General features: G+C 39.7%; 10 protein-coding genes. 8 read left to right on the forward strand and 2 right to left on the reverse strand.

All coding sequences use genetic code 11. The features are described from left to right. The first annotated feature begins 179 nt into the window (after positions 1-179). Complete coding sequence (locus tag DW205_RS16435; protein WP_005866357.1) at positions 180-2,639, forward strand: hypothetical protein; 2,460 nt, start codon at positions 180-182, stop codon at positions 2,637-2,639. A gap of 407 nt (positions 2,640-3,046) precedes the next feature. Here the strand turns inward: DW205_RS16435 and DW205_RS16445 are convergent, their stop codons facing one another. Further along, positions 3,047-3,577, reverse strand: a complete 531-nt coding sequence (locus DW205_RS16445) for a DJ-1/PfpI family protein (RefSeq protein ID WP_005858081.1) — start codon at positions 3,575-3,577, stop codon at positions 3,047-3,049. Positions 3,578-3,743: 166 nt separating this feature from the next. Here DW205_RS16445 and DW205_RS16450 point away from each other — a divergent pair, with 166 nt between their 5' ends. Next, positions 3,744-4,097: a helix-turn-helix domain-containing protein gene (locus DW205_RS16450; RefSeq protein WP_005858079.1), complete on the forward strand. Its 354-nt coding sequence runs from the start codon at positions 3,744-3,746 to the stop codon at positions 4,095-4,097. Positions 4,098-4,134: 37 nt separating this feature from the next. Here the strand turns inward: DW205_RS16450 and DW205_RS16455 are convergent, their stop codons facing one another. Next, a complete protein-coding gene (locus tag DW205_RS16455; RefSeq protein ID WP_005866362.1) occupies positions 4,135-5,661 on the reverse strand; it encodes a hypothetical protein in 1,527 nt (508 codons plus the stop codon). A gap of 264 nt (positions 5,662-5,925) precedes the next feature. Here DW205_RS16455 and DW205_RS16460 point away from each other — a divergent pair, with 264 nt between their 5' ends. The 6 genes from DW205_RS16460 to DW205_RS16485 are packed head-to-tail and all read left to right on the forward strand — an operon-like array spanning position 5,926 to position 14,984. Continuing rightward, positions 5,926-8,898, forward strand: coding sequence for a TonB-dependent receptor (locus DW205_RS16460; RefSeq protein ID WP_005866364.1), 2,973 nt, complete (start codon positions 5,926-5,928; stop codon positions 8,896-8,898). Between the two features lie 12 nt (positions 8,899-8,910). Then, positions 8,911-10,428, forward strand: coding sequence for a RagB/SusD family nutrient uptake outer membrane protein (locus DW205_RS16465; RefSeq protein ID WP_005866366.1), 1,518 nt, complete (start codon positions 8,911-8,913; stop codon positions 10,426-10,428). A gap of 11 nt (positions 10,429-10,439) precedes the next feature. After that, positions 10,440-11,369, forward strand: coding sequence for a ribokinase (gene rbsK, locus DW205_RS16470; RefSeq protein WP_005866368.1), 930 nt, complete (start codon positions 10,440-10,442; stop codon positions 11,367-11,369). 21 nt (positions 11,370-11,390) lie between these two features. Further along, complete coding sequence (locus tag DW205_RS16475) at positions 11,391-12,947, forward strand: ADP-ribosylglycohydrolase family protein (protein WP_005866369.1); 1,557 nt, start codon at positions 11,391-11,393, stop codon at positions 12,945-12,947. A 12-nt stretch (positions 12,948-12,959) separates the two neighbouring features. Continuing rightward, positions 12,960-13,976, forward strand: a complete 1,017-nt coding sequence (locus DW205_RS16480; protein WP_005866371.1) for a nucleoside hydrolase — start codon at positions 12,960-12,962, stop codon at positions 13,974-13,976. Positions 13,977-13,982: 6 nt separating this feature from the next. Then, positions 13,983-14,984, forward strand: a complete 1,002-nt coding sequence (locus DW205_RS16485) for a GRP family sugar transporter (protein ID WP_005866373.1) — start codon at positions 13,983-13,985, stop codon at positions 14,982-14,984. Positions 14,985-15,070 lie beyond the last annotated feature (86 nt).

Below are 15,070 nucleotides of genomic sequence, written 5' to 3' on the forward strand. Positions count from 1 at the left end.
TGTATTTATAACCTTTCTGAATAATGTTTTATAGCATGATTTTAGATTTGTCTACCAAAAATATATAATTATCGCTTGTTGATACGTCAAGTCCTTGATTCTTCTCTTAGGCTAAAAAAACAAAACAACTCTTGTCTTACCCCTGTTATTAGTAAAACAGAGATAGAAAGAAATTGTCCATGCGGTCGTCCTATAAATATATCATACTCATACTCTTTGTGCTTATGCCCGGCTTGCTTTATTCCCAATCTCAAGATTGGGTACGTAAGTCCATTTATCCGCAAGCGGATAGTGGTAAAAGCAAGATCTATAATTGGATGTGGGGGAGGCATTATCGTCACCTTTATACGATCCCGATCAGGGTTCCTTCGGCTACGATAGAAACGTTGGGGGGTGGGATGGATATCGTCGGGCAAGCGGAAGGGTTTCACGGATTATTGTTGGAGAATAAGCGTAAGCAATTGTATTTGCTAAAGCCCTTGGGTGGCTCTACAAGTTTCTTGGAGTCGAAGTTTTTCCGGGAAATATATAATAAGACTGATTTTAAGAATACATATTTGGATGAGTTCTTAGGAGATGCTTATACGATTATCAATCCCTATACCTTTTTGGTCGCAGATTATTTAGCGAAGTCCGCGGGATTGAGTTTTTCTCCCTCCCGTATTTACTATATTCCTTCCCACATACGGAAAGACACAGTTGCGGACGGCAGCGATATACAAGATAGGCTGGTCAATCTAATCAATGTTCCGGATATTAATTTAAGGTCTAATTTGTATACCACGGAAGACTTTCTAGACAGCCTTCAAGTGAGTAAAAACTATATGGCGGATCAAAATCTATACATTCGGGAACGTATTTTCGATATGTGGACCGGAGATTGGAATAAGACGAACGAAAACTGGGAGTGGCAGTCACATACCGTCAATGATAGCGTAATTTATACCCCGATCGTGATCGATAGGAATCATGCTTTCACGAAGGTGGACGGAGTATTGTTCAAGCAAATGTTGAAGATGTTATCGTTGGATTTTATCTGTAATTATGATAGCCTGATTTTAAAAGATACAAAGAAAATCAATAAGCTAGCTTTTGCGCTGGATATGGCGGTAGCAGGCCGCAGTGATGAGTCGGTTTGGATACGCCAAGCCCAAGAAATTCGGAGACAGATGACCGACTCTTTGATCGATAGCGCTTTTACTTATTTGCCGGAAGGTGTAAAACATGATGAGATAGAACTGATTAAACGAAAGTTGAAACGAAGGAGGCTAGAGTTGGAAGCGGTTGCCAGTCAATATTATCGCTTATTGCAACGTACGCCAGTGGTTGCCGGAACCAATCAATCCGATTATTTCTTGATCGAGCGGCAAGCGCCGGACCGGACTGTTTTACGGATTTATGATCCCGAGACCGGAGACTGTAGGTTGGAACAACAATTCTCCGGCAAGGAAACCAAGGAACTGTGGTTATATGGGCTTGCGGGAAACGATACGTTTGAAGTGAAGGGAAATACACGGAAAGATTTTCCGATATACTTGATCTCCGGAGAGGGGGAGAACCAATACCAATTGAATCATAACCGGAAAATACATGTCTACGATAAAGATTATAAATATGATTACCAAAAGATAAAATACCATAAGATATCTTTTACCCCGTGGGGAATATATGATTCGGATAAAGGTATTAGTTTGGGTACGTTCTTTACATATACGATGTATGGCTTTAAACGAGCCCCATTCACCTATCAGCATCGGATCGGGTATAATTATTTGAAAGGGTTCATGTATGCAGGTATCTTCCCTAATTATGATGGCCGGAGACGTTTATACCTAAATGCCTCCATTTCTTCACCCCGTAACTTCGAGAACTTCTTCGGATTTGGAAATAATACGGCGGGCTATAAAGAGGAGAAAAAGAATTATAACCGGGTGAAGCTCCGGACGTATATGTTTAATCCATCCTTCGAGATGGATTTGAGGAAAGAAGAGGTGATGACATTCTTTGGCTCTTTGGATATGTACAAGGCTAAACGTACGGATGATCGATATATTTATACGGTTTATGGAGAAGATCATCCTATTTTCCGCACGAATTATTTCGTAGGTCTTGGTGCTACTTACCGGATAACGAAACAGCCTTATTCGTGGCTTCCCCTATTGGAAACCGAATGGACGGCCGGATGGAAAATGAATTTGAAAAAGCCGGAACGTAATTTCCCCTATGCGCAGGGAAGCCTTTCATGGAACGTACGGTTCTCGGATCGTTTTACTTGGGCCTCCTTGATGAAGGGAACGGTATTATTCGATAATGACTATGAGTTCTATCAAGCCGCCACGATTGATTTAAGGGGATTCCGTGAGAACCGTTTTATCGGAAAGCAATCCTTTTACCAATACTCGGATTTACGCTTGGACATGGGAAAACTAAAGAATCCGTTCACTCCCTTAAAATATGGTCTATTCGCGGGCTTTGATTATGGGCGGGTCTGGTTTCCCGGTGAGCGTTCCCATAGTTGGCATACTTCCTATGGTGGCGGGATTTGGCTTACTTTCTTGAATAAGTTCACCACTAAATATTCTTGGTTCGGTTCGACGGATAGTTTCCGGTTCGCCTTTGAGTTGGGGCTTGGGTTTTGATATAGCCTCAAACTTACACGGGACTGATGAGGGAAATTCTCATCATGATAAGGAGGGTTATTGTCTATTTCTATATTTGTTCTTGTCTTCTGTCGTATGACCCGGTAAAAACGTGTACGTGTTTTCCGAAAAAGATGTACGACTTTTGTGGAAAACATGTACGTGTTTTTTCAGAAATATAATCATGTTTTTAAGGATGATGATAATCAATGATTTACATATTCGTGTTATTTGCATGCTTATTGTTTGGATTTATTATTTGAATGTATCATCTAATTTTTTATCCCTTATAAAATGTTATAGACAATACGCTACAACCTTATCAAATGAAGTTAACTTCATCAGCAAAGTAACTTAACATACTTTGCCGGCGAACCTAAGATACTTTGCTGATGAAGCTAAATAACTTATTTCTTCAAGGCTTCCAATACTTGAGGCATCATAGTACAGATATAATGTTCTTCTTTCGCTGTAAAGAAATTGCCATCGACTACGGAATCCTCATCTGTAGCTTGTCCTTTGCTAATGGCAGGTTTAGCCAACGGATGTACCGCTAGCTTCTTTCCTTCCGTGATTCCGGTGAAGTCGAAGAGCATAGCAGCAGCGCAATGTCCAATCATAATCTTACCCTTTTCCCCGAAATTCTTAATCACATCCATTAGATCGATATTGTATTGTTTGCTAGCGTTCTGCTGGAAAACAGGAACCGCATCGCCACAAGCGAATACCATTGCGTCGTATTCATCTTCATGCCCTTTTAAATTAGCGATCACATCGTCTACTGTCAAAGCTATGCCAGAGTTCGTTTTGATCTCTTTTGAATCGGCTACCGCATATACTTTATAAGTAATGCCATTCTCGAAAAATGATTCCAAATATTGGAACAAACCAAATCCATTTACTGGATTTACCGCTAAAACTGCTACTTTCTTTGCCATAATCGTAAATTATTAAGTGATACAATAGTTATTTTTCGTAAGTTTATTACTTTTGTGGTGTAAAAGTAAGTCCCTTTTTTAGAGAAAACAAGAAGGCACTTATAAATAAGGAACTTACATGGATGTAACCATTGTTGAGATTCAAGTAAATAGAAAAGGTTAAAAAATGAAAAACTTTCATCCGACAGGGAATTGTCCCGTAAGAGACGTATTGAGCCGGCTAGGAGATAAATGGTCTATGTTAGTGCTTATCACTTTAAGCGCCAATGGTACCATGCGTTTTAGTGATATCCATAAAACCATCGCAGATGTATCGCAACGTATGCTGACCGTAACTTTGCGTACGTTGGAATCGGATGGTCTGATCGAACGAAAGGTCTATGCGGAAGTTCCTCCCCGAGTAGAATACTGCTTAACGGAAAGAGGATTAAGTCTTATTCCCCATATCCAAGGATTGGTGGATTGGGCGTTGCAGCAGATGAGTGGTATTATGGAAAGCCGGGTTTTACATACGTCATGACTTGAAGGTCTAAGAAAAGGGTTAAGCAAAGGTGGACTTAATAAGATTGACTTTTTTCTGCGAGAATTTCCGCTAAAGATCGGCGGGTTATTTTGTTCTCGATCCAAGATAGAACATCGAAGGTCTTTAGGAGTTGACGCTCGTATTTGTCTTCCTTTATTTTTTGAATGTCTTTTTGATATTGTTGCCATTGTTTATTTCGGGCTTTCTCATAAGAGGGGAGCGGATAATCTCGTACGAATTTGAATATTAATTTCTCTGTAATATAAGTATGTTTTTCAAATTGGATGTTTCTTTTGATAGACGTGATCTCATTTTCAAAGAACTCATAGTTCCCTAACTCTGCTTGAAATAGTAAATTTATTAATCTAGCTATCTTATAAGTAGGAAATGTGTGAAGTAGTTTTCCTAAACTGAAAATCTTTTTCATGTATTTACGGGTTTGACTATAATCTTTTGTATACATACATAAAATAGCGGAACTTAGATATAAAGATAATTGGGTTTCAAGTCTTAATGATGTTATTTTTTTTAGTAACTCTTCTTCTTGTCTTTCCTTTAACTTTTTGGCTTGTTCAAAATGTCCCATATGTAATAAGCTATTAGATTTATAGATATATACTAATGTTTTTACATGTAGTATGAACTCAGTGGAATACTCACCTATTGTCAGAGCTTCTAGCTTAGAAAGGAAAAATGAGGTTTCGCGGTATAGGCCAGCGACATATAAACTGTCTAAAACACCTTGTATAGCGCTAAGGTAGTAAATAGGGGGATTTAGTATTAAATGTTGGTTCTCATTGAATAATCCAATGAGTTCTTGATAATATTGAATAGCTAATTTATAATTCCCTACATTTAGATAATAAGTGGCTTGGAATAACAAATGTAACTTGTTAGCTTCAAAGCTTCGGTATGAACTATTGGCAATTAGATATAGTTCACTCAACACGAGATCGTTCAAATCTTCTTTTTGCTTATCAGAACGGATATATCCTTTATGGATAAGACGATGTTTAAGTATATCGTATAGTTGTGTGTGTTGGTTAAGGCTTTTGGCATATTTTATTACTTCATTGACTTTCATTTGTTTATTTATCAACTGTTTTTCAGATATTGTCTCAAATTCTAGGGCACTTAAATATTTTAGCTCTATTCGCCGAATTAGTAAAAGCAAGGGATCGTTTTCATACATACTTGCTAATTTCTTGGATTTATCTAACTCGATGAACGCTTCATCATACATTTCACGCTCAAATAGTATGTTTGCTTTAGATATGTAGTTGAAAATTCTTGCTTGTATATCTTGTTTCTCTCGGAGTTTAACTAAGCAATCTAAAATTGTGCGATAAAGGTGTTTAACTGCGGCTTCAAAGTTCCTTCCATTCTGAATTTTACAAAAGCATGAATACAAATCTTCAGGAGAGGTATTGGAGTCTATTAAATTAAAAAGTGATATATACACTTTATCTCCGCTTTGTAAATTTGAATAAAGATGAAAATACCTTTTTTCTGTTTTTGTCAAAGAATTGACAAGGATTATAAGTGTGTGTGTACTGCTCATATGGCTATAGATGGTTTTTTAAGTACTTGATAAATAGTAATACTTACGTAATAAACAATGCAAATATATCAATTTGGGTTTATCTGTAATGCCAATTGATTGATAATTTTTTTGTTTTTTCTCTTTTTACATTTGCAATATCAAGAGAGGAGCTAATGTGAGGATTTGTTAACATTAAATCAGTAGCCTATGGGATACAGGACGTTTTTTTGATAAGAGAGTATGTAAACTGTAAAGAATAAACCTAATCTAATCCATATTGTTATGAATAGAGAAATAAACACTTTAAGCATTAAGGGATTACTTGATAAACGATTTTGGGTAATCATTGTTTTTTTTATGTTGACTTTGCCTGCCTATGCGGTAACTAATGCGTTTGTAGTGACAGGGGAGGTTATAGATGCAGTGAATAATCCTTTACCCGGGGTTAATGTCGTGGAGAAAGGAACACGTAATGGTACGATCACAGATGTAGATGGTAAATTTGAATTAACGCTGAAGGATGGCAACGCTATACTTTCATTTTCATATATAGGTTTTACTTCTATTGATGTACCTGTTGAAAATAAACAAAATTTGCGTGTAAAAATGAGAGAGGACGTTACCCAGATGGATGAAGTTGTTGTTATCGGTTATGGAACGACTACAAAAAAAGAGGTTACGGGATCAATATCTAGTTTGAAAGAAGAAAGTTTCGTGAAAGGAAATATCAGCAATCCTATGCAGTTATTACAAGGACAGGTTGCTGGTATGAATATTGTAAAGCCTGATGGAGGAGATCCTAATGGAGAATTCAAGGTTCAGTTAAGGGGTATGACGACATTGTCCGGTGGCGCTTCTCCATTGGTAGTGATCGATGGTATTATTGGGGGAAGTTTGGAGAGCGTCAATCCTGAAGAGATTGAATCGATAGATGTATTAAAAGATGGTTCTGCCGCGGCCATCTATGGTACTAGAGGTACGAATGGAGTTATTTTGATTACGACTAAAAGAGCGAGTGGTGGAGAAAAAACAACAATTGAATTTTCTACTTATGTAGCTATGCAATCCGTAGCGAAAAAATTGGATGTATTAACTGCGGAGCAATTTAGATCTGTAATCAATGATTATTATCCAACCATGAAAGATCAATATGATTTTGGGGCCTCTACAGATTGGTTTGAGGAAGTGACTCGGAAAAATCCTATAAGTCAATATTATAATGTAGCGTTTTCGGGAGGGGCAAAGTCCTTGGGCTATCGTGCTTCTCTATCTTATCAAAATGATCAAGGACTTTTAGATAAAACGAGCAATAATAAGTTGAGGGCTAAAATGAGTATCAATCAAAGAAATTTTGATGATCGTTTGTCTATAGATTATAATTTGACATATTCAAAAGGGAAAAGCGAACTAGCTGATAATTCGATTTTGCAACAAGTGGCCAGACGTAATCCAACGGAGCCTGTTTATGATCAGGAAGGTATTACACCAATATCTGGAGGATATTATTATAATCCGGGACCGTTTCAATACTTCAATCCTGTAGCGATGGTAAATGAATCTACAAGAGAAAAAGAAATGCGGGATGTTATGGGTAGCATGAAAGCTTCATTTGAAATAATTGAGGGATTAAAAGCGTCTGTAATGGGATCAATCACTCAATCGTCTTCAAATACCGGATCTTATTTTGGTCGTTACTATCCGAAAGATTTTGGGACGAATGGAAGTGCTGAAATTAAAAAATCATCCTCGACCAATAGCCTGTTAGAAGCTAGTGTTGATTATAGGAAGGCTTTTAAGGATCATACAATTCAAGCGATAGCGGGGTATTCATATAATAAAGGAGAATATGAAGAGAACTGGTCTCGTAACTATCTGTATGATACAGACTATTTTTCTTACCATAATATTGGGGCGGGAGCAGCTCTTACGCAAGGAAAAGCAGGTATGAGTAGTTACAAGGATGAAAATAAGTTGATCGCTTTTTTTGGACGTGTTATGTATAATTACCAAGAACGGTATTTGCTTTCCGCATCAGTACGTTATGAGGGGTCATCGCGTTTCGGTGCAAATAATAAATGGGGAACATTCCCTGCTATTAGTGCTGGATGGCGTATTAATAAAGAACATTTTATGGAGGACATAAAATGGATCAATGATCTAAAATTACGTGTAGGTTATGGTGTTACTGGAAATCAAGAGATAGGAAATTATAAATCATTGCAATTATTGGAAAAAGATAGATTTTTTTATTATAAGGAAAATTGGATTAGTACGTATAAACCTGCTAGTAATCCCAATCCTGATTTAAAATGGGAGCGTAAAGGTGAGCTTAATATAGGCTTGGATTTTTCAGTGCTGGAAGGTCGTTTAGGAGGTACAGTTGACTACTATAATCGTACGACAAAAGACTTATTGTATTGGTATACAGTGCCTGTTCCTCCTAATTTGTATAATCAGCTTTTTACAAATGTAGGTACTATAAAGAATTCTGGTATTGAGGTAACGATTAATGCTATACCTGTTCAAACAAAGGATTTTCGTTGGAATTCGATGCTTACGTTAAGCCATAATACGAATAAATTGGATAAGTTCTCAAATAAAGATTATGCGATGGTACAAATCCGGACTGGCTATATCCCAGAAGATTTTCAGCAATATACACAAAGTATCGTAGAAGGAGGTCCGATTGGAAATTTCTGGGGGCCACGTTTTTTGGGTGTAGACGAAAATGGACAGAATATATTGGAGGATTTGAATAAGGATGGAGTGATAAATGAAGAGGATTACCAAGTAATAGGAAACGCATATCCAGATGTGACATTTGGTTTCTCCAATACGTTTACCTATAAGAATTGGGAGTTAAGTTTTTTATTGCGAGGAGCGATAGGAAATGATGTTTTGAATGTTCATCGAATGTATTATGAGGGGTTTAATTACTTTGGAGGGAAGAATATCTTGGTATCCACATTGGAACATCCTGAATATAAGGGATCTGCAGTGTTTTCTGATCGTTTTGTAGAAGATGGCTCTTATATGAAACTAGATAACCTTACAATTGGATATAATTTTAGGCTGAATACTTCATGGGTCTCAAGATTGAAATTGTATCTGACCGCTCAAAATTTATTTACGATTACAGGTTATAAAGGTATTGATCCTGAAGTTGATTTATCGGGCTTAGAGCCGGGAATGGATCGGTATGAGTATTATCCGAGAACTCGGACATTCTTATTGGGATTGAATATTAACTTTTAAAAGGATTCTATCATGAAAACATTACATAAGATTCATATATTGGCGATTGCTATTTTTAGTATTCTTGCGCAATCTTGTACGAATTTAGATGAGAAGATTTATTCGACAATTCCTGCGGATGAATTTTTTAAGAATGAGGATGAAATGATAATGAATGTAGGAAGGGCATATACTCATTTGACTTCTTATCTTAATCACTGGAATATCTGGGGTACATTAGTCATTACATCAGATGAAGGTCTATGCCCTTACCGTGAAACAAATTTATGGTGGGATAATGGGGTATGGATAGATTTGCACCGACATAATTTCCATTCTCAATCTGGTAATTTGAATAATTGTTGGAGTTTTATTTTTGATGGGGTGACTCTCTGTAATCAGATTCTATACCAGATGGAAGAATCGGAGGTTGATTTTCCGACAAAGAAAAATCTGGTGGCTGAGGTGAAAATATTGCGGGCTTGGCTTTACTTGAATGCTATCGATATGTATGGAAATGTCCCTTTGGCAATTGATTTCAAAGAAAAAGAATTACCGGATCAAGTAGGACGGCCTGCTTTGTTTGAATTCATAGAATCAGAGATTAAAGGGAATATCGATTTGTTGGATGAGGTCCCGGCGGCTAACAATTATGGACGTGTGACACAGGCTATGGCTTATACAATGTTATCAAAACTTTATTTAAACGCAAAAGAATGGATTGGAAAAGAGATGTGGAGAGAGACTTCTGATGCGTGCGATAAAGTAATAGGGTTTGGTAAATTGTCGTTAGAACCTGATTACTTTTCTAACTTCAAGGTGAATAATGAAGATTCTAAAGAAAACATATTTGTGGTAGCTGTTGATAATATTTATACATCCTCGGCGATGATTTTTCATCAAATGTGTTTACATACGCTGAGCCAGCAGACTTTTGGTATCGTCGACTTTTGTTGGGATGGATTCTGTGCGATGGAAAGTCATTATAAATTATATACGGATCAAGATGTACGAAAGAAATCTTGGTTAGAAGGGCCTCAATTTGATTCATCAGGAAATCCTTTAATGTTAGGACCTAATCGTCAGCTAACTTATCGTCCTCAAGTAAAGGCTTTATATAATGAATATGATCCTGCATTATTAGATGATGGAGTTCGTTTTGCGAAATATGAATATGAATCAGGCTTAATGAATGGAATGAACAATGATTATGCTTTTTATCGTTATGCGGATATTTTATTGATGAAAGGGGAAGCTTTAGTCCGTTTAGGTCGAGCTTCAGAGGCTTTATCATATTTTAATGAGGTAAGAGCAAGAGCTGGGGCTCCATTATATCAAGAAAAAGATTTAACTTTGGAGGAAATCTTAAATGAACGGAGTAGAGAGTTAGCATGGGAAGGTTGTCGTCGTCAGGATCTGATTCGTTTTGGTAAATGGAATGATGCATGGTATGAGAAAGAGGCGAAGGGTGATTTTACGAAACTATTTCCTATTCCGTATTGGGCGATTGATACGAATGTGAAGTTAAAACAGAATCCCGGTTATTATTAAATAATTAAGATATGAGTGAAAGAAACTTGCGGAAACATAACATATTGGTAGTTGGAAGTAGTAATACTGATATGGTAATAAAAACAAACCATCTCCCCCGGCCGGGGGAGACTGTGTTAGGTGGGACATTTTTTATGAATCCCGGGGGGAAAGGTGCGAATCAAGCAGTTGCCATTGCGAGATTGGGAGGAGAAGTTTCATTTATTTGTAAAACAGGTAGTGACATATTTGGACATCAGTCTCAGCAATTATTTGAAGAAGAAGGCATAGATACTTCTTATATTTTCTCAGATTCAAAGAATCCATCTGGCGTAGCGTTGATTACGGTAGATGCCCATGCTGAGAATTGTATTGTTGTGGCTTCTGGGGCAAATGCGAATTTACAGCCAACAGATTTAGCGAAGGCAGAGGAAGCTATAGAACAAGCCGAGTTGATATTAATGCAGTTAGAAATACCGATGGATACTGTTGAGTTTGTCGCAAAGACAGCTTGGAAGAAAAATAAGCGAGTAATACTAAATCCGGCTCCAGCTCAACCATTGTCGGCTGCGTTACTCCGCCATCTGTATATGATTACCCCGAATGAGACAGAGGCGGAGATGATCTCCGGCGTGAAGATCACGGATGAGGTTTCCGCGGAGAAGGCTGCGCGAGTTATAATGGAGATGGGGGTACAGAACGTAATCATTACTTTAGGTTCAAAAGGAGCTTTGATTTACTGTGATTCCATGGTAGATATGGTTCCTGCGATAAAAGTGGAAGCCGTTGATACTACTGCGGCCGGGGATATTTTCAACGGTGCTTTAACGGTTGCTTTGGCCGAGGGGCGGGATTTAAGGGAAGCCGTGAGATTCGCTTGCAAAGCTTCCGCCATTTCCGTGACTCGTGTGGGAGCGCAATCTTCCGCTCCTTATCGAAATGAGGTAGATATCTTTGATTAATCTAAAAAACAATCTAATATTATGAAACAAACAGTATTTGCGATGATAGCGGCTGCCTCTTTATTTATAGGGGCGATCTCATGTTCCCAACAACCCTCGGCAAAGGATCAAACGACGGTTCCCGCTGAGTTTACGATTAGTAAAGAAAAGTTGATGGATAAGATTAAGGGAGGTTGGGCCGGACAAACCATAGGCTGTACGTATGGCGGTCCGACGGAGTTCAAATATAACGGAACGATGATTCAGGAATACGTACCGATCGTATGGCCGGACGGGTATATCAAATGGTGGTACGAGAATGTTCCCGGATTATACGATGATGTTTATATGGACCTTACGTTCGTAGATGTCTTTGACCGGTTGGGATTGGATGCTCCTGTAGACTCATTCGCCATGGCGTTCGCTACGGCTGGATATACGTTGTGGCATGCTAACCAGTCGGCACGTTATAATATTTTACAAGGGATCATGCCGCCGGCATCCGGTCATTGGCTGAATAACCCGCATGCGGATGATCTTGATTATCAGATCGAGGCGGACTATGCCGGACTGATGTCGCCGGGTATGCCGAATACGGCTTCCGAGATTTCTGATAAGATCGGGCATATCATGAATTATGGAGATGGTTGGTACGGCGGTGTGTATGTCGGGGCGATGTATTCGTTATCGTTTATCTCGGATGATATCGAGTTTATCGTGACCGAGGCATTGAAGACGATACCGGAGCAAAGTATCTATTATAAATGTATGAGCGATGTGATCCGCTGGCATAAGGAATATCCGGACGATTGGAAACGCACTTGGTTTGAATGTGAGAAGAAATGGAGCTCGGATATTGGTTGTCCGGATGGTGTTTTTGTTCCGTTCAATATTGATGCCGTGATCAATAGCGCATACATTCTTATCGGCTTGCTTTATGGTGAGGGAGATTTCTATAAAACATTGGATATCTCTACCCGTTGCGGACAAGACTCGGATTGCAACCCAGCCTCCGCGGGTGGTATCTTAGGAACAATCCTTGGTTATAGCCATATACCGGATTATTGGATGAAGAACTTGAGAGAAGTGGAGAATATGGATTTTGCCTATACGACCATCTCATTGAATAAGACTTACCAAATGGGCTTCGATCAAGCGTTGCAAGTGATAGAGCGCAACGGCGGTTCCGTTTCAGGTGACGAGGTGACGATCAAATGCCAGCAACCTGTAGCCGTTCGTTACGAGAAGGCTTTCGAGGGTATGTATCCGATAGAGAAAGTGGCGGTTAATAAGAATTTGCCCGATGTAGGAGAACTGCCTTTTGAGGGAACAGGCGCCGTATTCAAAGGCTTTGTGAACGCTAAAGATGATAAATACGTAGCGAGAGTAGAGATGTACCTAGATGGGGAGCTGGTTGAGACGGCGAACCTTCCGGCATCCTATACGACTCGTAGGAACGACCTGTTCTGGAAGTATCAGCTGCCCAAGGGAAAACATACGGCTACGTTTAAATGGCTAAATCCACGTAATGATGTCTCCGTTCATTTCAGCGAGATACTGATTTACTCGGATGCTCCGAAAGAGATTGTTCACCAATAAATTATAAAGATTATGAAGAAATCATTGTTTCTGATGGGCTTATTTGCCTTGTTGATTTCCTGTAAGGGAAATGTGTCGAAAAATATTCCTCAAACCGATAAGCCTCAACCGGTAAATCTTATTCTAGATACTGATTTAGGTCCGGACTATGATGATGTGGGCGCTATGGCCTTGATGCATGCCTTGGCGGATAGCGGTCAGGTAAATATCCTTGCGACTCTTTCCTCCAACCATGATGAGCGGGTGGTACCTTGCATTGAGGTGTTGAATACTTATTTCAACCGTCCGGACATACCGGTAGGGGCACCAAAGAGCGAACCGGGGGCCTCCTTGACTACTTGGCATAAAACGAAGTGGACTGACGAGTTACCCGCTAACTATCCGCATCATACGGCGAAGACTTCCGACGCTCCGGATGCTCTGAAGGTGTACCGTAAGATTCTGAGCGAACAACCGGATACCAGCGTTGTTATTTGTACGATTGGTTTCTTCTCTAATTTAAGGGACTTGCTTCAATCGGGAGCTGATGAATATAGCGATCTCTCCGGAAAGGAATTAGTCGCCAAGAAAGTGAAACGTTTGGTTTCTATGGCGGGCCTGTTTCCGGAAGGAAAAGAATTTAATGTGTATTGCGATGTCCCTGCCTCTAAAGTCGTAGCGGATGAATGGCCTACAGAGATTGTCTTTAGCGGTTTTGAGATCGGGAACGTAATCTTGACCGGAAAGAAACTGGTGCAAATGAACGTGGAGAACAGTCCTGTAAAAGATGCGTATGCCCTTTGTTTCGCGGAGGGAGACCCGGAAGGGCGCATGAGCTGGGATCATACGGCGGTATTGGTCGCTATAAAAGGTTATGAGCCTTATTTCGATGTAGAGCGAGGTACCTTTCATGTCGTAGATGATGAGGGGACTAACAATTGGGTGGCAAATCCCAATGGCCGTGATCTTCGTTTGATCGAGAAGATGCCGCCTACGGAGGTCGCTTCCTTGATAGAGAATTATATGATGCATCAACCATCTATTAAATAGTATTTTATGTATATCGTACAAGATTATTCTTTAGCTGTCATATTCTGTGTCGTTACGATGCTTTGTTGGGGATCGTGGGGGAATACGCAGAAATTAGCCTCCAAGACTTGGAGATATGAGTTCTTCTATTGGGACTACGTGATTGGTGTCTTGCTCTTTTCTCTGATTTCCGGCTTTACCTTGGGCAGCATCGGGACGGAAGGACGCAGTTTCCTGCCGGATTTGGCGCAAGCGAATCTCGCTAGTTTAGGGAGTGCCTTTTTGGGCGGTATTATTTTTAATGCTGCCAATATCTTGTTGTCTGCGGCGATCGCCATTTGCGGATTGTCGGTCGCTTTTCCGGTAGGGATCGGATTGGCCTTGGTGCTAGGCGTATTGGTTAACTATTTTGGGGCGGCGAAGGGGGAACCGACTTATATCTTTATCGGTGTAGCCTTAATCACGATCGCCATCATCTTGAACGGCCTGGCTTATAAGAAAGCCTTGGTCGGTACCAAGAAAGTATCGGGGAAGGGGATCCTTATATCGGTTGTGGCCGGCGTGATCATGGCCTTTTTCTATCGTTTTGTCGCCGCTTCCATGGATATGGAGAATTTCGCTTCTCCGGCACCCGGGAAGTTGACGCCTTATACCGCCGTATTTGTTTTTGCCATAGGAGTATTTGTTAGTAATTTCTTATTTAACACATTGGCAATGAAACATCCGGTGGAAGGTAAGCCTGTCTCCATATCCGGTTATTTTAAAGGAGATATGAGTACGCATCTCGTGGGTGTATTGGGGGGTGTTATCTGGTGTATCGGTCAATCTTTCAGTATGATAGCGTCAGAGAAGGCGGGAGCGGCTATATCTTACGGATTGGGGCAAGGAGCCACGCTAGTCTCCGCTTTATGGGGCATCCTTATCTGGAAAGAGTTCAAGGGAGCGCCAGCCATTTCCAATCGTCTGAATGTCGGGATGTTTATTTTATTCGTGATCGGACTTGGGTTCTTAATTTATGCGGGAGCTTAAATAACGTTATTTTTATTTATTCCGGAAAAAACATTACCTTTGTTCTTGTTTCTTGTTTATGGGAGTTTAATAACGAAAAAAGACGA

Origin of the sequence: Parabacteroides sp. AM17-47, from assembly GCF_003434625.1 — a bacterium.
Classification (GTDB): domain Bacteria; phylum Bacteroidota; class Bacteroidia; order Bacteroidales; family Tannerellaceae; genus Parabacteroides; species Parabacteroides distasonis.

Bases quoted from the DNA above. Each gene is read 5' to 3' on its own strand.
- DW205_RS16435 (WP_005866357.1), top strand. From the start codon at position 180: ATGCGGTCGTCCTATAAATATATCATACTCATACTCTTTGTGCTTATG.
- DW205_RS16445 (WP_005858081.1), bottom strand. From the start codon at position 3,577: ATGGCAAAGAAAGTAGCAGTTTTAGCGGTAAATCCAGTAAATGGATTT.
- DW205_RS16450 (WP_005858079.1), top strand. From the start codon at position 3,744: ATGAAAAACTTTCATCCGACAGGGAATTGTCCCGTAAGAGACGTATTG.
- DW205_RS16455 (WP_005866362.1), bottom strand. From the start codon at position 5,661: ATGAGCAGTACACACACACTTATAATCCTTGTCAATTCTTTGACAAAA.
- DW205_RS16460 (WP_005866364.1), top strand. From the start codon at position 5,926: ATGAATAGAGAAATAAACACTTTAAGCATTAAGGGATTACTTGATAAA.
- DW205_RS16465 (WP_005866366.1), top strand. From the start codon at position 8,911: ATGAAAACATTACATAAGATTCATATATTGGCGATTGCTATTTTTAGT.
- rbsK (WP_005866368.1), top strand. From the start codon at position 10,440: ATGAGTGAAAGAAACTTGCGGAAACATAACATATTGGTAGTTGGAAGT.
- DW205_RS16475 (WP_005866369.1), top strand. From the start codon at position 11,391: ATGAAACAAACAGTATTTGCGATGATAGCGGCTGCCTCTTTATTTATA.
- DW205_RS16480 (WP_005866371.1), top strand. From the start codon at position 12,960: ATGAAGAAATCATTGTTTCTGATGGGCTTATTTGCCTTGTTGATTTCC.
- DW205_RS16485 (WP_005866373.1), top strand. From the start codon at position 13,983: ATGTATATCGTACAAGATTATTCTTTAGCTGTCATATTCTGTGTCGTT.